This is a genomic window from Desulfogranum mediterraneum DSM 13871 (assembly GCF_000429965.1).
Taxonomy (GTDB): domain Bacteria; phylum Desulfobacterota; class Desulfobulbia; order Desulfobulbales; family Desulfobulbaceae; genus Desulfogranum; species Desulfogranum mediterraneum.
On the sequence record NZ_KE387004.1, the window covers coordinates 289099 to 308398 of the forward strand.

General features: G+C 59.3%; 18 protein-coding genes. 11 read left to right on the forward strand and 7 right to left on the reverse strand.

Annotation, left to right across the window (positions count from 1 at the left end):
- Positions 1-36: 36 nt before the first annotated feature.
- From G494_RS23985 to G494_RS0116125, 3 genes are all read left to right on the forward strand, one after another.
- Entirely contained in the window at positions 37-753 is a 717-nt protein-coding gene (locus G494_RS23985; RefSeq protein WP_232362583.1) for an ABC transporter ATP-binding protein, read from the forward strand.
- Positions 750-3128, forward strand: coding sequence for an ABC transporter permease (locus G494_RS0116120; protein ID WP_028585345.1), 2379 nt, complete (start codon positions 750-752; stop codon positions 3126-3128). Before G494_RS23985 ends, G494_RS0116120 begins: the two co-directional genes overlap by 4 nt.
- A gap of 70 nt (positions 3129-3198) precedes the next feature.
- Positions 3199-4404, forward strand: coding sequence for an efflux RND transporter periplasmic adaptor subunit (locus G494_RS0116125; protein ID WP_028585346.1), 1206 nt, complete (start codon positions 3199-3201; stop codon positions 4402-4404).
- 84 nt (positions 4405-4488) lie between these two features.
- Here G494_RS0116125 and G494_RS0116130 read toward each other — a convergent pair whose 3' ends face one another.
- Positions 4489-4797 (reverse strand): hypothetical protein, encoded by a 309-nt coding sequence (locus G494_RS0116130; protein ID WP_051305775.1) that lies wholly within the window; start codon positions 4795-4797, stop codon positions 4489-4491.
- Positions 4798-5067: 270 nt separating this feature from the next.
- On the reverse strand, positions 5068-6090 hold the full coding sequence (locus G494_RS0116135; RefSeq protein WP_084456983.1) for a haloacid dehalogenase-like hydrolase: 1023 nt from the start codon (positions 6088-6090) through the stop codon (positions 5068-5070).
- 292 nt (positions 6091-6382) lie between these two features.
- Between G494_RS0116135 and G494_RS0116145 the strand changes: the two genes are divergently transcribed.
- On the forward strand, positions 6383-7168 hold the full coding sequence (locus G494_RS0116145) for an enoyl-CoA hydratase/isomerase family protein (protein WP_028585349.1): 786 nt from the start codon (positions 6383-6385) through the stop codon (positions 7166-7168).
- A gap of 94 nt (positions 7169-7262) precedes the next feature.
- Positions 7263-8198, forward strand: coding sequence for a pyridoxal-phosphate dependent enzyme (locus G494_RS0116150; protein WP_028585350.1), 936 nt, complete (start codon positions 7263-7265; stop codon positions 8196-8198).
- A 155-nt stretch (positions 8199-8353) separates the two neighbouring features.
- On the opposite strand, the gene G494_RS0116155 is transcribed toward G494_RS0116150, so the two are convergent.
- Together G494_RS0116155 and G494_RS27005 are read right to left on the reverse strand one after the other, a co-directional pair.
- A complete protein-coding gene (locus tag G494_RS0116155) occupies positions 8354-8560 on the reverse strand; it encodes a hypothetical protein (RefSeq protein WP_028585351.1) in 207 nt (68 codons plus the stop codon).
- 550 nt (positions 8561-9110) lie between these two features.
- On the reverse strand, positions 9111-9251 hold the full coding sequence (locus G494_RS27005; protein WP_153305916.1) for a hypothetical protein: 141 nt from the start codon (positions 9249-9251) through the stop codon (positions 9111-9113).
- A 386-nt stretch (positions 9252-9637) separates the two neighbouring features.
- Here G494_RS27005 and G494_RS25700 point away from each other — a divergent pair, with 386 nt between their 5' ends.
- Both G494_RS25700 and G494_RS0116175 read left to right on the forward strand, forming a co-directional pair.
- Positions 9638-10408, forward strand: coding sequence for a helix-turn-helix domain-containing protein (locus tag G494_RS25700; protein WP_161630008.1), 771 nt, complete (start codon positions 9638-9640; stop codon positions 10406-10408).
- Positions 10409-10575: 167 nt separating this feature from the next.
- Entirely contained in the window at positions 10576-10914 is a 339-nt protein-coding gene (locus G494_RS0116175; protein ID WP_028585352.1) for a tRNA-binding protein, read from the forward strand.
- 70 nt (positions 10915-10984) lie between these two features.
- Here the strand turns inward: G494_RS0116175 and G494_RS23995 are convergent, their stop codons facing one another.
- On the reverse strand, positions 10985-12421 hold the full coding sequence (locus G494_RS23995; RefSeq protein ID WP_035247159.1) for an MFS transporter: 1437 nt from the start codon (positions 12419-12421) through the stop codon (positions 10985-10987).
- Positions 12422-12667: 246 nt separating this feature from the next.
- Positions 12668-13816, reverse strand: a complete 1149-nt coding sequence (rsgA, locus tag G494_RS0116185; RefSeq protein ID WP_084456985.1) for a ribosome small subunit-dependent GTPase A — start codon at positions 13814-13816, stop codon at positions 12668-12670.
- A 535-nt stretch (positions 13817-14351) separates the two neighbouring features.
- Here rsgA and G494_RS0116195 point away from each other — a divergent pair.
- The 4 genes from G494_RS0116195 to G494_RS0116210 all read left to right on the forward strand — a co-directional run bounded on the left by G494_RS0116195 (position 14352) and on the right by G494_RS0116210 (position 17243).
- On the forward strand, positions 14352-14657 hold the full coding sequence (locus G494_RS0116195; protein WP_028585354.1) for a putative quinol monooxygenase: 306 nt from the start codon (positions 14352-14354) through the stop codon (positions 14655-14657).
- Positions 14658-14684: 27 nt separating this feature from the next.
- Positions 14685-15344: a carbohydrate-binding family 9-like protein gene (locus tag G494_RS0116200; protein WP_051305798.1), complete on the forward strand. Its 660-nt coding sequence runs from the start codon at positions 14685-14687 to the stop codon at positions 15342-15344.
- Between the two features lie 50 nt (positions 15345-15394).
- Entirely contained in the window at positions 15395-15754 is a 360-nt protein-coding gene (locus G494_RS0116205) for a VOC family protein (RefSeq protein ID WP_028585356.1), read from the forward strand.
- A gap of 142 nt (positions 15755-15896) precedes the next feature.
- Positions 15897-17243 (forward strand): dihydrolipoyl dehydrogenase family protein, encoded by a 1347-nt coding sequence (locus G494_RS0116210; RefSeq protein ID WP_028585357.1) that lies wholly within the window; start codon positions 15897-15899, stop codon positions 17241-17243.
- Positions 17244-17330: 87 nt separating this feature from the next.
- Here the strand turns inward: G494_RS0116210 and msrB are convergent, their stop codons facing one another.
- Entirely contained in the window at positions 17331-18434 is a 1104-nt protein-coding gene (gene msrB / locus G494_RS0116215; protein ID WP_028585358.1) for a peptide-methionine (R)-S-oxide reductase MsrB, read from the reverse strand.
- Positions 18435-19300: the final 866 nt, after the last annotated feature.

Genomic DNA, 19300 nt, shown 5'->3' on the forward strand with positions numbered 1-19300 from the left:
GCAAACCGGCGTCCTGATTTCTTCCTGGGGTATACCGTGGCAGCAAACAAGGTACTGATGCAGTTGAAAGATGTACACCGCACCTTTACCGTGGGCGAGGTAAAGGTCCATGTCCTCCGGGGCATCAACCTGGAGATCCTTGCCCGGGAACTGCTGATCATCAAGGGGGAGTCGGGCTCAGGAAAGTCCACCCTGCTCAACCTGATCGGCGGCATCGACCAGCCCAGCCAGGGCTTCATCAGCTTTAACAATCGGGATCTCACCGGCCTGGACGAGCAAGAGATCACCCGCTTCCGGCGGGACCACATCGGCTTTGTCTTTCAATTCTACAACCTGGTCCCCACCCTCACGGCCCTGGAAAACGTGGCCACAGCCACGGAGATCGCGGCCCGGCCCATGGAGCCGGCGGCCGCCCTTGAGCTGGTTGGCCTGGCTGATCGGCTGCACCACTTCCCCTCCCAGCTCTCCGGCGGCGAGCAGCAACGGGTCGCCGTTGCCCGGGCCCTGGCCAAGCGGCCCGAACTGATGCTCTGCGACGAACCCACCGGGGCCCTGGATCAGGAGAACACCATCATGATCCTGGAGCTGCTCCAGAAGATCAACCGCGAGACCGGCACCACCATCGTGATGATCACCCATGCCCCGGCCATGGCCCAGTTGGCCAACCGCACCGCCATCATCGCCGACGGGGTCATCGCTGAGATCATCACCACTGCAGATCCCCTGCCTGCCGGAGCGGTGGACTGGTCATGAACGCCCTGAACCGCAAACTTGTCCGGGATATCCGCCACAACCTGGTCTTGCTGCTGGCGGTCAGCGCTATCATCGCCGTGGGCATCGGCTGTTTCGTGGGGATGCTGTCCACGGCCCGCAACCTGGAGTATGCCAGATCCAGCTACTACTCCTCCTGCCGGCTGGCTGATTTCTGGCTCGACCTCAAAAAGGCACCGGTCCAAGAGGTCAGGCGGCTGGCCGCCATCCCCGGCATCTCCGAGATCCGCGAACGTATCCAGTTCCAGGTGATGCTGGACCTGCCCGGGGCGGAAAAACCCATCGGGGCCACGCTCCTCTCCCTGCCCGACCAACCGGCCCCGGTGATCAACAATATCATCCTCCGTCAGGGCACCTACTTCAGCCCGGGCCGAGCCAACGAGGTGATTGTCTCGGATAAATTCGCCCAGGCCCGCAGGATCCGGCCCGGGGACACCATCATGGCGGTGCTCAACAACCGGCGCAGGGAACTGGTGGTCACGGGCACGGCCATCAGCGCCGAGTTTGTCTACCTGGCCTCGCCCGGGAGCATGGTGGATGAACCTGGCAGCTATGGCTTGCTCTTTATCAAACGCAGCTTTGCCGAAGACAGCTTTGGCTTTCACAGCGGCTGCAACAGCGTGGTCGGGCTGCTGGCCCCGGGGGCACGGGCAGAAAGCAAGGTCATGGTCGAGGCCCTGGCCGCCAGGCTGAAACCCCATGGAGTCTTTAGCGGCATCCCGCGCCAGGAACAGTTTTCCCCCATGGTCCTGGATGGCGAGATGAAACAGCTGCTCAACACGGCTGTTATCTTTCCCCTGTTCTTCCTGATCGTGGCCGCCCTGGTGCTCAACGTCCTGATGATTCGCCTGGCCGAGCAGCAACGAACCGTCATCGGGACCCTCAAGGCCATCGGCTATGACAACCGGGAGCTGATGCACCACTTCCTCCGCTTTGCCGCGGTCACCGGCCTGGTTGGCGGTCTGCTGGGCTGCCTGTTCGGCTACCTGCTGGGGGATGCCATGACCAGGATGTATGTCCGCTACTTCACCTTCCCCCAGCTGACCAGCCAGCTTTATCCTGATCTCCAGCTGACCGGCATCGCGATTGCCCTGCTCTTCGCCATCCTGGGAACCATCAGGGGGGTACGCCGGATCATGGCCCTGGAGCCTGCCGAGGCCATGCGCCAGGCGCCGCCGCCCCTGGGTGGAGCGGTCTTCCTGGAGCGCTTTCAAGGCTGGTGGACCGGCCTGGATGCCCAGTGGCAGATGATCCTCCGCGGCCTGCTCCGCAACAAGGGACGCACCGCCATTGCCATGTTTTCCGCGGCCCTGGGGAGCAGTATCGTGGTCCTGGCCTTTGGCTTTGTCGACTCCATGGACCAGATGGTACGCCTCCAGTTTGAACGGGTCCTGCGAAGCGACTACCACCTCAGCTTCCATGACGAGCTGAGCAGCTCCGGGCTTGACGCGGTCCGTCGTCTACCCGGGGTGAACCGGGCGGAACCGGTGCTCAACCTGGCCTGCACCTTCAGGCGAAACAATCGGCTGAAACGGGGGGTGATCATGGCCATCCACCGGGGCAGCAGCCTGACCACCCCGGTGGATGACCAGGGGCGTCCCATTGGTCTGCCGGCTACCGGCCTGCTGATGACCACCCGGCTGATGGAACAGCTGCAGCTGCGGCCCGGTGAGCTGGTGGAGGTGGTGCCGGTAAAGGGGGAACAGCTCAGCCGCAGGCTACCGGTGATCCAGTCCATGGAGAGTATGCTGGGTCTGGTGGTCTATGCTGATTTCCACTGGCTCAACCGGGTGCTGGGGACAGAGGGGGTGCTCAATGAGGTCCGGATCCTGGCCAGCCATACCCCTGCACAGAGACAAGGCTTCATGACGGCCATCAGGGCCATGCCCGGCCTGGAGAGCCTGACTGATCTGGGGGAACAGCGGCAGGCCCTGAACAAACAGCTCAACGGGGCCATGCGCTTTTCGGCTGTAATCATGATTCTCCTGGCAGGGGTGATCTTCTTCGGTGCCATTCTCAACTCCACCCTGATTGCCATAGCCGAGCGTCAACGGGAGATGGCCACCTTCCGGGCCATGGGCTACTTCAGCCATGAGGTGGCCAGGATATTTTTGCGGGAAAACCTGGTCAACAACCTGAGCGGCACCCTGGCTGGCCTGCCCCTGGGCTACTGGCTGCTGAAGGCCTCTATGCAGGCCTTCAGCACTGATGCCTACAGCTTCCCAGCTCACCTGGCGCCCATGAGCCCGCTCTACACCCTGGGATTGGCGTTCCTCTTTGTATTGCTCTCCCAAATCGTGGTAATCAGAACCCTGGGCCGGCAAAACTGGCTGGAAGCCCTGAGCCTGAAAGAGTGAGTACCCCCTAACCAGGGTACCCCCTCGGCTCTCCTGGCCGAGGGGACCTGTAGCTTGAGGAAAAAGAACCATGGCAGCAGCAAAAAAACGTCGCTGGGTTTGGACAGGGGGTAGCCTCACCGCCCTGGTCCTGATCACTCTGACCATCTATGCCAAGCTCCACCAGCAGGCCCCTGCCCGCCTGGCGGTTGCCGTCCAGGGAACCATCCAGGCCTATATCGAGGAACGTGGCCAGACCAGCCTGCCCCACATCTATCACCTGACCATGCCCATGCAGGGACGGGTCCTGCCCATGACCGTCCAAGAGGGGGACCAGGTCAAGGCCGGTGCCTTGGTGGCCCGGCTGGATGATGCCGACTGGCAGGATGCCACCCAGGAGACCCGGGACATCATCAAGGCCGTGGCCAAGTGGGTGGAGGCAGCCCGGGCGGAGGTCAAGGCCAGCGAAATCCGCCGTGATTATACCCAGTGGGAGTGGCAGGCCGACCAGAAGCTGTTGAAGACCCGCTCCATTAGTGAAAAACAGGAGCGGGAATCCAGGCACCTCTACCTGGATGCTGCGGTCAAAATCGAAGAGAGCCAGGCCATGCTCCACATGAGTGAATCCCTACAGTCCATCATGGACCTGCTGCCCGGCTATGTCCAGCGTAACCTGGAGCGTACCCTGGTCAAGAGCCCGGTCTCCGGGACCATCCTCAAACGCCACGTCTGGAACGAGCGGGTGATGACCCCGGGTGAGCCCCTGCTGGATATCGGCAACCTGGAGGAACTTGAGATCGCAGCCGAAATCCTGACCGAGGATGCGGTTCGGATTGAGCCCGGCGATCCGGTGGAGATCTTTGGCGGGGCCGTCGGAGAGGCACGGATAGCGGGCAGGGTGCGGCTGGTGGAACCGGAGGCCTTTACCAAGATCTCTTCTCTGGGGGTTGAAGAGCAGCGGGTGCGGGTGAAGATCGTCTTTACCAGCCAAGGCATGGAATCCCTGGCAAGATCAGGACAAGGACTCGGCTTGAACTATCGGGTCAGGGTCCGGATTATCACCGCTCAGAAGCCGAAGGTGATCCTGGTACCGAGGACCGCCCTCTTCCACGGCAGCAAGGGTCAGTGGCAGCTCTACACGGTGGTGGCCGGACGTGCCCGCTTGCGTACTGTCCAGGTGGGGCTGATCAATGATTTTAAGGCCGAGATCGTGGCCGGGGTTCAGCTGGGAGAGACGGTGGTTATGGCCCCGGAATCCTCCATCTCCGACGGCACCAGGGTGATGGCCATGAAGTAAGGATGAGGACCAGGGGGCAGGTCCCACCGGCGAGACCTTGGGATAGGGAATCGCCGGCTGACCAGGGAGATTTTTTTGGGGGGATCAGTGGGTCGCTCCGGAGCTCATCCCTTTGAACTGGGCATAGAGATCATGGAGCCTCTGCCGCATCTCATGGATTCTTTTGGAATCCTCATCCGGTAACCAGCGGGGTTCGCTGATGGAGTAGATGTACTTGGCCAGTTCATCCAAGGAACTCTCCAGGGCGGAACACCACTCATCGTTACATTCGCTGCCGAACTCGGCGCTCTCCTGGATATCATGTTCTATAATCTCAAACGACTGGTTCAGGTTATCCATAAACGTGCGATGGGTCATCAGGAAGGAATCGACCATATCCTTTTGCATCTTCATAACAGTACCTCTTCTTGGCAAGGATAGAACCGGGTGAAGAGCCCTCAACGCCGAGAGCTGGATGAGCTCCCGGCAAGGGTTCCCAGGGGAACCTTGAAGCGTGCTCTGGCTGTTCACCACTGGCAGGTGGACCATCGGGATGCAGGGTATATTGACACGAGGTGGAAACATAGCCCGCTCTGCCCAAATGATCCTGTGTCTTCTACTATAAGGTTTATTGGAGTTGGGACAAGTTAGCTCGATCAAAAAGAGCCGCTCAGCCACCCCCCTTCACTGCTCCTGCCCCCTGGGATCGACAAAGACCCGATTCCAATCCTCCTTGATATCCACCACCTGCCAGTTACGTTTGGCCGCCTCGTCGAGGGCCTGGGAAAGCCTGCCGATCTCTGAATCACGATCATAGGCATACTCGCGTTTGCCGTCGGTGTGGTGCACCAGCAGGCCGAGTCGAGGTCCCTGACCGCTGGTCACCCACTCAAGCATCTGAAAATCACCGTCTGAATTGCCAAAGGCCATGACCGGGCGCCGACCGATGTGGTGGTTAATGGCCAGCGGCTTTCCTGCTTTATCGTTAAAAAAATCCAGTTGCTGCTGCCGGCGAATCACTGGCCGGCCCTGACGCTGTTCATAGCTGGTCTTCACGGTGGTGCCGATCACCTGCTCCGGCGGAATGCCGTAGACCTGCTCGCTCCAGGGTCGCATGAACTGCAGGCCGCCGCCTGAGACGATAAAGGTTTTAAAACCATTGGCCCGCAGATAGTCGAGCAGTTCCACCATGGGCCGGTAGACCATCTCGGTGAGCAGTTTACCGCTCTGGGGATGCCTGGCCGTGGCAATCCAGTCACTGACCTGCTGCTGGAACTCGGCCTCGCTCATGCCACCATGGGTGGCCAGCAACAGTTTTCTGAAGTGGTCAGCCTCCCCAAAGAAGGCCTGATGGAGTTCACCCCGCAGTACCGAGGCAAAGGGCTCCTGCCTCTGCCATTGGGGGTGCAGGGAGGCAAGTGCACGAATCCGATCAGCGATAAAGTAGACCTGGAAATAGAGCGGTTGTTCCGCCCAGAGGGTGCCGTCATTATCAAAGACCGCGATACGTTGCTCCACCGCAAGATACTCGGGAGAACCTTCCGAGGTGACCGTGACCACAAAATCGATCAATTGAAACTTGGGCAGGGTTTCGTTCCATGACGGCAGGGGGTCGGACTGGGCCCAGCCAAGAGTGCTGACTAGAAGAATGGCAGCAGCCATGAGGGGTAAGACAGCTTGCACGGGGACACGGACTGGGCTGGTCATCTCTCTCCTCCTCGTTGAGGTCCCTGACAGAGGACTTCCCTCTAAGGACTAAGGACCAAGGACCGGGTGGGGTATCCTCATCTGAGCGGCCACGGCTCGATCAGACACAGATACTACCTTTTCAATGAACATTATAGCATCGATGGCAGAGATTATACCATGGCCAAATCTTTTCCTTCTTTTACATCTTTTATTTGCCGCTTCGCAGAGCCGCGGGTAGGATACGAGCTATCATCTGCCTGGCTAAGGTCCGGTCTCTCATCCAAAAACAGCATCAACAGCGAGGACATCCATGGCTGAGCGTATCCTCCTCCCCCACACCAGAGATGGCATCTGTACCATCACCATCAATCGCCCCCAGAGTCTCAACGCACTCAACAGCAGGCTGCTGGCGCAACTGACAGAACTGGTAACTGAACTGGAAAAGGACCGGGCGGTCCAGGTGGTTTTGATCACCGGTGCCGGCGACAGGGCCTTTGTGGCCGGAGCAGACATTGGAGAGATGGCGGCCATGAGCCCCGGCCAGGCCCTGGAGTTCTCCCGCAAGGGGCAGCGGTTGATACAACTGCTGGAACGACTCGACAAAACGGTCATTGCCGTGGTCAATGGCTACGCCCTGGGCGGCGGCCTGGAGTTGGCCCTGGCCTGTGACTTTATCTACGCCGCCGAAAATGCCCGCTTTGCTCTGCCCGAGCTCAGCCTGGGGGTAATCCCAGGTTTTGGCGGCACCCAGAACCTGCCCAGACTCATCGGCCCCAACCGTGCCCGTGAGCTGATCTTCTCCGCCAGAATGATTGATGCCCGCCAGGCCGAGGCCTGGGGCATGGTCAACCTGGTTCTCCCCCAGGACAAACTCCTGGACCATGCCCGGGAAACAGCTCAGGCCATCATGGCCAACGGCCCCGCTGCACTCAGCCTGGCCAAGGAGGCCATCCGCAGCGGCATGAACATGACCAGGGATGAGGCCATCCCCCACGAGAGTGTTCTCTTTGCCCACCTCTTTGCCGGCTCTGAACAGGCCGAGGGCATGGCCGCTTTTCTGGAAAAGAGAACTCCGCAATTCAACAGCGACCAGTAAGCTCCATGGAGCGAGTAAGGCTCAGTTGCTCCCACGCAAAGCAAGGTTGCCCCTGCCAGGGCAAGCTGCATAAGCTGCCAGGACCACCCCTGCCATGAACCTCCATATTGAAACACCACTGCTCCCTTCCAGGGCCTTGAGCCTGGAGAGCCGACGAAGCGTCTGGCTCAAGCTGGAGGCCCTCCAGCCCTCGGGCTCCTTTAAACTGCGCGGCGTCGGCCATGCCTGTACACACTATGCCCGCCAGGGTGCCCGCCGCTTTATCTCCTCATCCGGCGGCAACGCCGGCCTGGCCACCGCCTACGCAGGACGCCGGCTGGAGATCCCGGTGACCGTGGTGGTGCCGGAGACGACCCCTGAGCGAGCCACAGAACTGCTGGCACGTGAACAGGCCGAGGTACGGGTCCATGGGGCCAGCTGGCAGGAGGCCAACGAACTTGCCCTCTCCCTGCTGGGCAAAAACGATGCCTTTCTCCATCCCTTTGACGACCCACTGCTCTGGCAGGGCCATGCCGGCCTGATCGATGAGGTCGCTGCCGCCGGTCTCAAGCCCGATGCCATTATCCTTGCCGTGGGCGGTGGCGGACTGCTCTGCGGAGTGGCCCAGGGCTTGCACAGACACGGCTGGGACGAGCTGCCGATCATTGCCGTAGAAACCGAGGGCACCGCCTCCTTTCATGGGGCGGTGGAGGCAGGCAGGCTGGTTAAGCTGGCCAAGATCAGCGGTGTGGCCACCTCCCTGGGCGCCAACCAGGTCTGTGCCCAGGCCCTGCAGTGGGTAGGCCGGCATCCCGTCACCACGACCCTGGTCTCGGATAGAAGCGCCCTCTCTGCCTGTGAACGCTTCCTTGATGATCATCGCCTGCTGGTGGAACCGGCCTGCGGTGCGGCCCTGGCTGTAGCCTATGAAGAAACTGCCCTCCTGGAACGCTACAGGACGGTGCTGGTGGTGGTCTGCGGCGGGGCCACCGCCACCAGCGAACAGCTCAGACAGTGGCGGAGGCAGACAGCTCACCAGCCACTGTCTTGATTGTTATGGGCTCTGCCCCTTTATCGCCAAGAATGCGAGCACACTTTTTTTAGCTTATGGGGTACCTTGGAGCGTCCCGAGTTCCAAGGAGGAGTGAAGTCTGATCAGCACCCCATTTTCCTCTCTGGCTGGGACAGACACCTGCTCACTGCTGCTCAGGAATCATCCTCCAGGGCCAGTTCCAGATCGATCATCTCCCTGGCCCGCTCCAGGGCGCGCTCTCTGTTCTCCCCACCCATGGCCACATACTGACGGTAGCCGCTGGGACTGATGATCTCAAAGCTGAACCTGGCACACATCTTTGCCTCGGCCTTCACTGCAATGGCCCAGCCCTTATAGACATCGCTTAGCTGGTGCTGCATGATACCTCTCCCTCCCCAGGAAGCCAAAGGACGGCTTAAACCATTGGTTTTTCGACCAGGCACGGCTTATGCTCAACCTTATGCTTAACCATTTACCCTTGGAATATTGAATATATAACTGGAGCACATTGTCTCACGGCTTGAAAGCGGACAAAAGTACACCTCGTCTACACCTCGTCAAGATACCGTACAACAGGTTAATTCTGACAGGTGAAAGAGTTCCAACCACCGTTTTGTATACACCAGAAGGGATCTTCCTTGAAGCCCTGTTTCCGGCAAAAAGGCTGAACCGTGCTCTCTGGAGAAGGATATCCCCGATCCTGAAAAAAAAAAGGCTTTCAACGTTGCTGTACGCGTGACAAAGAGGGACAGCCCTTGGCTGGACTAGAGGCCAGCTTGAAAAATTGCTTTTTCTTCCAATCTCGGCGTTGCACTCAAAATTTCACCCTCGGAATATCAGATGTATGCCTGCGGTAAAATTTATCGCGCGCCTTGACCTTGATCGAAAAATCTCATTTTTCAAGGTACCTTAAAGAGGCCCACACAGAGTTCAGCCCCGGTCAACCAGGGCCAGTTCCAGGTCGATCATCTCCCTGGCCCGCTCCAGGGCACGCTGTTCGCTGTCACCACCCATGGAGACATGTTGGCAGTGACCATCAGGATCTGTAATATCAAAACAAACCTGGCACACATGGTACTCTCCGCGGTCACCGAGATCGCCCAGCCCTTGTAGGTGTCTCTACTTTTCCGTTTCATAATCGTGCTCCACTGTGCTAGAGATACCAGGCAGGGACGTGCTGCCCCCATACAGTAACAGTAAGTGTGGCTGCTCCTTTTTTCCAGAGAGGCCCAGCCCTGGCGGAAACAGGGAGGGGCTTTAAGAAAACGCCTCCTACCTCGGGCTTGAGCTCACCCCGGAGAGTGGAGACCGTATCCGGAACAGTAAAGAGTGGGCGAATTCACTCCTCCAGCAGCGATCGTTCAGCCCATTAGATGCCCGCACACCATACCTCCAGACCCCATTCGCTCAGGATGAAAGAACCTCTTCACTATCGCTCGCCCCTCTCTCCGGGGATTATGGCACTCTCGTGTAGATCCGAATTTGTCTTTGAAGACCACATCCATGAGGGCCATGTACTCTGGGTCAACTCTGAGGGCGCTGAACAGTATCACCTCCAAGGTCGGTCAGCACTCCTCCAGCCAGGGTGGGTCAGCATCATAGAGCCTGGGGTGGTCCACGCCAACCACGCCTGCACCCCGGCAAAACGACACCTGCGCAGTCTCTACCTGGACCGGAAATTCTTTAGCTATCTGGAGAAACTCCTCAGCGGGAGTTCCTGGGGCGGTTCCTTGCTCCCGACGGTAGTCGTCCGGGATGGGCGATGCTGGCAAAAGACCATCACCCTCCATCAGGCAATCATCACTGCTCGGGATCAGCTTCTGATTGATGAACTGTTGCTCTCCCTCTTTACATCCATCAGACAAGCCAACTTCAGGGAAAAGTTGGATCATGGCAGTACCGGCAAGGCTAGCAAGAGGCTGAACAGGGTCGTTGACTCTATGCGGGCCGGGCTGGATGAAGAGCTTTCCCTGGAAATCCTGGCCGGTATAAGCGACTGTAGCGCCTTTCATCTCATCCGGCTGTTTCGTGAGCAGCTGGGAATGTCGCCCCATGCCTACCTCGTTCAACTGCGTCTTGAGCGGGCCCGGCAACTCCTGGACAGCGGTCAGCCCATCGCAGAGGCTGCCCTCCTGGCGGGTTTTGCCGACCAGAGCCATCTCACCAGGAGGTTTAAACGGCGCTATGGCCTGACCCCAGGCTCCTATCTCCGTCAGAAACAGAGCTGAAAGAAGTTCAACGCCACCTGGCAGGGGCGGTCCTTGGTCTCTCTGCACCTGTCCGGGCAAGGGTGCCTCTCTCCATGTCAACTTTGTTCAAGACAGCTTCCTCTGGATTAGCTAATGTCTGTCCCCTGAAGGCAAAGAGAAACGAGCAACCAACAAGGAGCAGAAGCATGGAAACCATCAGCTGGTCTGATTTTGAACAGGTAGAGTTACGGGTGGGCAGGATCATCGGTGCAGAAATCTTCACAGGGGCCCGCTCACCTGCCTATATCCTCCAGGTGGATTTTGGCGAGGAGATCGGCGTCAAAAAATCAAGCGCCCAGATCACCGAGCTCTACACCCCGGAGGAACTGCAGGGACGGCTGGTGGTGGGGGTGGTCAATTTCCCCCGCAAACAGATCGGGCCGCTGATGTCCGAGTGCCTGATAACCGGCTTTCACAACAGGGAAGGGGTCGTGGCCCTCTGCGTCCCTGATCAGGAGGTTCCCCTGGGTGCCAAATTATGCTGATCAACACCCGCCCAGCGCCCCGCAGAGGCTCTGCTCTGCTGACCACGGGGAGTAAGGAGCACAGGGGGCATTAATCCTGGGCAGCGATCTTGCTCGGGCTTTCATGGATGGCACCGCGAAACCAGGAAAAGTAGACCCCCAGGCAACAAAAGAGGGCGGAAAGGGTATAGACCAGATGGATGCTTTCCAAAAACGGCCCATAGATTCCCGGGGTAATGGCCTGTTGACCGACCATGATGGAGAGGACCAGGGTGGCCAGGGTCATGCTGAACATCTGTCCCAGCAGTCGCATGGTGGCCACGGCCCCGGAGGCAAGACCGTAATAGCGCGGCTCCACCGCACCCATGATGGCGCTCATATTGGGCGAGCTGAACAGGGCAAAGCCGATCCCCAAGAGGGCCAGGTCGGCTATGATCAGCCCGACCGGGGTCTGCGAGCCGATCAGGGTCAGCAAGAAAACACCGATCACCGTGACCACCATCCCTGCCGAGGCCAGCAAGCGGGGTTCGATCCGGTCCGAAAGACGACCGGCCATGGGCGAAAGCAGGGCCATCATGATCGGCTGCACCATCAAAACCGTGCCTGCACCTTGGGGTGACATTCCCTTGAGGTACTGGAGATAGAGGCTGAGCAGAAAGGTCACGGCAAAGGTTGCACCATAGTTGAGCAGGGCTGCCAGGCTGGAGAAGGCAAAGGCCCTGTTGGTGGTGAAGAGGCGCAGTTCAAAGAGCGGAAAGCTCACCAGGAACTGACGGCGGAGAAAACCGTAAAAGAGCAGGCTGCCGGCCGAGAACAGGGCCCAACCCGGCAGGGAAGGTATCCGGGTCGCCCCATAGACCACCATAACCATGGCTGCGGCGTAGAGCAGACCGCTCCAGAGATCGAAACGCTGGCCCGGATCGCCATACCACTCTCCCTTGAGTTGCTGCAGGGTCAGGAGCAGGGAGCCCAGCCCCAGGGGGACCATCAGCCAGAAGATGGAGTGCCAGCCAAGGTGCTGGACCAGCAACCCGCCGACAAAGGGACCCACCGAGAGGCCGATATAGACCGCCGCCACATAGATGCCGATGGCCCTGCCCCGTCTCTGGGGGGGAAAGATAGAGCTGATGATGGCCATGCCGGTGCTCACAAAGAGGGCCGCACCCAGGCCCTGGACAAGCCGGCCGACCATCAGTACCAGAAAGCTGGAGGCACAGGCCCCGGCCAGGCAGCCGAGGGTATAGATCAGGAGGCCCAAGGCAAACACCCGTTTCCGGCCATAGATGTCGGCCAGTTTGCCTGCAGGCACCAGGGCTACGGCCGTGGCCAGCAGGTAGGCGGTGGCGATCCAGCTCAACTGGACCGCATCCAGCTGCAGTCCCTGCTCCATGGCCGGCAGGGCAATGTTCACCGCAGAGAGCATGAATGGTCCTATAAAGGAGGTCACCGTGGCCACTATCAGGGCCGATCGTTCCAGTCTGGCCTGCTCCCCGCTCTCCGCTGTTCCTGCCTCAGTTGGTGTGCTCATCTGTTCTTTACCTGCTTCCAAAATGATCCTTTTTCCCGGCCGGCAACAGCCCCTGATCACATGAGCACTCCCTGGCCGCACTCCACAACGCTGGCCACCAACCAGGGAGAATAGGATGATGCCGGGCAGATGGCCCTGTCGGTTCCAACGGCTCAGGGGCGATTGCCACCCTTTTCCTTTAACCTGGAGGAGCGACACTCCATCTCCTGGGTGTGCTCCCCTCCCGGCCAAGAAGCGATGAGGGGCTTACTCATACTTTCTTTTTTTCTTGATCGCCTTCGCCTTCTGGGACACCCCTTTCCAGAGTTCCCGCTCTACCCTGGCCGGCCCCCGCTGCTCCCTGCTGGAGAGATACTGCAACTCCCGCTGCATCTTGAGGTAACTCTCCAGCCGCTGGGGAGAGAGCTCGCCGCGGCTGATCGCTGCCCTGAGCTCGCAGCCGGGTTCATGACTATGGCTGCAGTCCTGAAAACGACAGCAGACTGCCAGCTCTTGAATCTCGGGAAAGGCCGTAGAGAGAGCGCCCCGATCCTGACCAAAGGCGATCTCGCGCATACCGGGATTGTCGATCAGCATCCCTCCCGAGGGAAGCATGATCAGCTCCCGGGTAGTGGTGGTATGTTTCCCCTTACCCACCGTATCACTGACACTACCGGTTGCCTGGAGCCTTTCACCGCAGAGCCGATTCACCAGGGTGGACTTTCCTGCCCCGGAAGAGCCCACCAGGGCAATGGTCTCCCCCCGGCTAATGGTGGCACTCAACGATGCCAGGCCCGATTCATCCTCCACAGAAAGCAGATGCACCGGCACCCCAAAGGCAAGTCCTTCCACCTCGGCCACACACTGTTCCGGCTCCTGGTGGAGGTCTGCCTTGGTCAGGACAATAACCGGAGACAGGCCGCAGTTATAGACCATGGTCAGGTAGCGCTCGAGACGGCGGAGATTGAAGTCCCGGTCAAGACCACAGACGATCCAGACCGTATCCAGGTTGGCACCAATCACCTGTTCCTTTACTGCCCCCGGCTCCTTGCGGCCATGGGCTCCGGCCGCTGCCCGGAGCAGACAACTCTTCCTTTTCAGAACCCGGAAGATCAGAGCGTCCTGGGCCAGGACCCAGTCACCCACTGCCGGATAAAGGGCCTCGCTCTGTTGATGCAGCCCGCCGGCCGCCGTGGCCAGCCACTCCTGCTGCCCCTGGCTGAGTTGAAAATAATGCCTGTGAACGCCGATCACCCTGGCAGGAACGAGTGAGTTCTGGTCCGGCAGCTCAAGCTGATCGGCCTGCCCCGGCCCTGCCAGCTGCTCTTGAAAGAAAGCTTGCCAACCCAGGGATTCCAGGCCAGTGGTGGAAGGTACTTGTGAAGCGTTACCTGAGCTCTTGTGGTTGCTCTGCATATCTGTTTCCTCAAAAAAATTGTCCTGCACCTCGCCGCACCGAGCCTCTCGGCTGGTGGCTGGAGCACCAGCAAAACCGGCGCAACAGGTGCATTAAGATGTTGTTACAACGAAGAAAGAGATGTTACTGAGAAAGGGGACGACTCGACGACCAAGAGCAGAAATGAAGCTCTGTGCAGATAGAAGAGGGGCCTGGGCTGGGCCAAGGCTCCGGGATGATGCTACGACTCCTGCTCAATCAGTGCTGTTGCCCGTCATCACCTGGTCATCAGTAACGGGGAGAACAAGATCCATTGACTGTTTGAACATAAAAAAACTCCCTGAGAGAATAGATTGATACCCAAGCATACCTGCTTAGCCCGGCAATCGTCAACTCTTTCCCGCTTCCGGGCTGTTCCTTCAGGTACCTTCTTTAAGTACCTTCTTTAGGTAGCCTTTATCCGGCCAAGGGTATAGGATAGAACAATCCTTACCAAGTTCCAGCCCCACTGTTTGTCTTCGTCAGAGCGGAGCACTATCCCCAGGAGCTGCTGTTATGATCCACGTGATCGCATCCATCGAGGTCCGGGCCGAGCGATTGGACGATTTTTCCCAGCTGTTCAAGCGGCTCATCCCGGAAGTCCGCAGCGAAGAGGGCTGTCTGGAATACCAGCCCACCGTTGACCTGGATACCGGTCTAGCTGCCCAGGAGCTCAACCCCCGGGTGGTCACGGTGATCGAACGCTGGCAGAGCCTTGAGCACCTCCGGACCCACCTGGCCGCACCCCATATGGAGGCCTTCCGTAAACAGGTCAGCGCCATCGTCACCAAGCTCAGTCTCAAGGTCCTGGACAAGGTATAACCACCAATGGGTGTCTTGAATACAGCCATGCACGCCCAGGTACACCAGCTGACCAGCCCACTCGCCCTCCACGATCAGTGGGAACACGCTCCCTGGCGGGATCTCCCTGCCCAGGTGCTGGCCCACCACATGGGCAGCAGACCACAGCCCTGCCCCGAGGTGGCCCTGAAGATCGGCTACAGCCAGCGAGCCCTCTACCTGCTCTTTCGAGTTCAGGACCAATCGGTCAGGGCAAGGGCCAGAAAGCATCAGGATCCGGTCTGGGAAGACAGCTGTGTGGAATTTTTCTTCACCCCGGGTCCGAACTGCTCCCTGGGCTACTTCAACCTGGAGATGAACTGCGGCGGGACCATGCTGTTCCACTTTCAGGCCCGCCCCCGCAGTGAGCGGACCATCATCCCCCTGGAGCTGTGTGAGCGGATCACGACGGTCCACTCCCTGCCCCCTCGGGTGATGCCGGAGATCACCGCTCCCCTGAGTTGGACCCTGGCCTACCGGCTGCCCCTGGAGCTGCTGAGTCCATACTGTCCCGTGGTGCGTCCCGCCCCTGGGGTACACTGGCGGGGCAACTTCTACAAGTGCGGCGACAAGACCAGTCTGCCCCACTGGTTGACCTGGGCCCCAATTAATGGTCCCAGGCCCGATTTCCATCGTCCCGATGCCTTTGGCTCTCTCCACTTCCTCTGACCCGTCCCTGGTCAGGTATCCCCGAAAACCCCAGCCCCGGAGGCATTCCCATGGCAGACCATGAAACCATCAACTACCTGGAGTTCCCGGCCAGGGACCTGGCCGCAAGCAAAGACTTTTTCAGCAGGGTCTTTACCTGGAGCTTTATCGACTACGGCCCGGAGTACACCGCCTTCTCCAGCGCCACCATGGAGGGCGGCTTCTTCCTCTCCACGGAGGTAATGTCCACGGCAAAGGGCAGTGCCCTGGTGGTCTTCTACAGCAGCCAGCTGGAGCAGACCCTGGAAAAGATCCTGGCTAGCGGCGGCACCATCATCAAACCGACCTTCAGCTTCCCCGGTGGCCGCCGCTTTCACTTCGCCGATCCCAACGGCAATGAGTTTGCGGTCTGGTCCGACCTGGGGAACTAGGCAGGGCACCGTCTCCACCGATTTCAGCGGCTGGATCCCCCCTTTGCCGGCTCGCGCTCGCAGCACCTTTCCGCTCAAGAGCTCTTAAAAGCCAGCAAGAGGCGTGTTCACTCCAATCAGCCAACCTCAACCCCAGAAGCCCATGAAAAAACAGAACTTTGATACCGTTGTGGTCGGTTCCGGCACCTCCGCCTACTTTGCCGTTGACGGTCTGCTCCGGCACGGTCAACAGGTGGCCCTGATCGATGAACGTCCCTTTGGCGGGACCTGCGCCCTGCGCGGTTGTCAGCCCAAGAAGTACCTGGTGAGCAATGTGGAGGCCGTGGCACTGGCCAGCCAACTGGAGGGGCAAGGCCTCACCATTCCACCCCAGACCGACTGGCAGGCACTCCAGATCCTGAAAAACCGTTTTCTGGAGGGACGCCCCGAGGCAGAGCTCCGTCAGTGGCAGAAAAAGGGGGTCACCACCTTCCAGGGCAGGGCGGTGATGAGCGGAACGGACCGGCTCACCGTCAACAACACCGTGCTCACGGCCGACAACATTGTCCTGGCCACCGGGGCCATCCCCAGGCGGAGCACCATCCCGGGGGCCGACTACCTCCAGGACAGTGAAGCCTTCCTCAACCTGGCACAGCTCCCCAAACGGATCCTCTTTATCGGCGGCGGTTATATCTCCTTTGAATTCGCCCACGTGGCCATTCGGGCAGGGGCCGAGGAGGTCACCATCCTCCACCGTTCCGCCCTGCCCCTCAAATCCTTTGATCAGGACTGTGTCCAGGTTCTCCTGACGGCCAGCCGCGCCCTGGGCATCCGGGTGCTCCTCAACCAGGAGCCGACCGCGGTGGAGATGATTGATAGCGGCTACCTGGTCCATGGGAAAGGCGGGCAAAGCTGGGAGGCGGACTGCATCATCGAGGCCAGCGGCCGAGTGCCCAACCTGGAGGTGCTGGCTGGAGGAGAGGGCAAGGTGGATGCGGACAGGCGGGGAATTCTGGTCACCCCCTATCTGCAGAGCGTCTCCAACCCCAGGGTCTATGCCATCGGCGACTGCGCGGCCACAGGCTCCATGCTGGCACCGGTGGCAGACAGGGAGGGCCAGGTCGTGGTGGCCAACATTCTTGGAGAACGGCAGCAGAGCATCGATTACGCGGTGGTGCCCAGCGTGGTCTTCACCATCCCGCCCATGGGATCGGTGGGTTTGACGGAACAACAGGCCAGAGAACAGGGTCTGGAGTTCCGTAGCCGACAGGGCTCCACCAGCCGCTGGCCCTCATCCCTGCGCATCGGTGAGGCAGAGGGCTTCTATAAGATCCTGATCGACCCCGAAACCGATCGCCTCCTCGGGGCCCACCTGGTCCGGCACAATGCCACCGAGGTGATCAATACCCTGGCCCTGGCCATGAAGTACCAGATCACGGCCAACGAACTGGCCGACTTCATGTGGGCCTACCCCACCTCCACCTCTGACCTCAAGTACATGGTCCGCTAAACACCCTCCCATGGGCCGGGCCCCAAGGCAAAGGGCTTCTTCCCGGGAGAGGAAGAAGCGCAGAGGTGGAGACGATACAGGGGCCCCCTATTGAAACAGGGAGAGGTATTCGGCCAGGCCTTCCCCTTCCAACTCGGCCACCGGCACAAAGCGCAGGGCAGCGGAGTTGATGCAGTAGCGCAGGCCGGTGGGAGCCGGGCCGTCCTCAAAGACATGGCCCAGATGGGAATCCGCCCCCCGACTGCGGACTTCGGTGCGGACCATGAAAAAACTCCGATCCTTTTTCTCGACAATGTTCTCCCGTACCAGGGGTTTGCTGAAACTCGGCCAACCCGTACCGGACTCGAACTTATCCCCGGAACTGAACAGCGGTTCTCCGGAGACGATGTCCACATAGATGCCGGCCTTCTTGTTATTCCAGTATCGGTTGTTAAAGGCAGGCTCGGTGCCGTCCTCCTGGGTGACCTTGTACTGCAGCGGTGTCAGCCGCTCTTTGAGATTCTCCCGGTTCATGGACTGCTTGGGAGATCTTGGCGGCTTTCCATCATCACCCCAGATCTTTTTCAGGAAGGTATCCCGTCCCGAGTTGGCCCGGTAGAAGCCATAGCGGATGGGATTTTTCTTATAGTAATCCTGATGATACTCTTCGGCTCGATAAAAGGTGGCCGCCGGTTCGATGGGGGTGACGATGGGCCGGTCAAACAGGCCGCTCTCTGCCAGCTCCACCTTCGAAGCCATGGCCAGTTGCCGCTGCTCATCGTCATAGTAGAAGATGCCGCTGGTGTAGGCATGGCCACGGTCGACAAACTGGCCGCCGTCATCGGTGGGGTTTATCTGTTGCCAGAAGATATCCAGCAACTGTCGGTAGCCGACCTGCTCGGGATCGTAGACCACCTGGATGACCTCGATATGGCCATGCTTGGAGTAGTCATTATAGCTTGGGTTCTCCGTGGTCCCGCCGGCATAGCCGGATTCTACCGAGATGACCCCTTTCAGCTGTTCAAAGGGTTTTTCCATGCACCAGAAACAGCCGCCGGCAAACATGGCCCGTTGATGTTCCCTCTGTTCAGTGGACATAGGCTTCTCCATTGTCTGTTCTACCGTTGAACCGGCCTGGCCACGGGCAAGCACCATGGCTGCCGCAGATATGGCCAAGATTCCGATCAGGGATAACAAGGTCAGAGTTTTCATATGTTCCTCCTTTCACAGTGGTTTCTCTTCTGCCGGAGGGAAAGCCCGCCTGCTGATCAGGTCCTGATCACAGCTCACCCGGCTCACCCCCAGCTTCCCCTGCCGACCATTCTTCAGCCAAACGATTCCGCGCTGCCCCTCCAGGGCAGCCTTTCCTGGATCGTATCAGGCACCCACAAGGCTCCTGGTCTGCAGGGACTCGGCAAGAACTGGCGACCGCCATGCCGAGTTCCGAGATACCATAAATAAGATAAGGCCGATGGCCATACTCTGCAGCTGTTTCATCATCAACGCCCCCGCTGCTCTTCCGGATAACAGTTCACCTTCTCAGGCTAGCTCTACTCTAATGCATGCCCATGAAGGTGGCATAAAGAGGGTGTAAAGATCAGGTAAAGATCGAGAAGGCTCCAGTTCGCCCCTGTCCCTGGAAACAGCTGCCCCCTCCGGGCAAAGGATCTTCACTCGCCCGGGATCCTGGAAACCATTTGCCTAATGGAGGCAAGAGAGCTACAGTACAACCTCTTGAACTTACTACACAAGTGTCAACAGCCACCACCATGGAGCAGTTCGACGGCTCCTCCCCATTACCACAAGACCTGACCCTGCAAGGGCTCCGGGACAAGCACAGCTTTTCTTCCCTCCTGGAGAACCGGCTCTGCCGGAGTGGAAAGATGGTGACTGAGGGTGATCCTTTATTAGAGAGAATTAGAGAGAAAAAAGAAAAAAAATGGCCACCATGCCCGGATGGGCAGCCAAGGCAGGGAAGGAATGACATCCGGTTTCTGGATGCTATTGAGTTATGGCCACCTTGAAAAATCTCATTTTTCAAGGCACCCTTATGTTCACCAGTGATACTGGGAAATAAT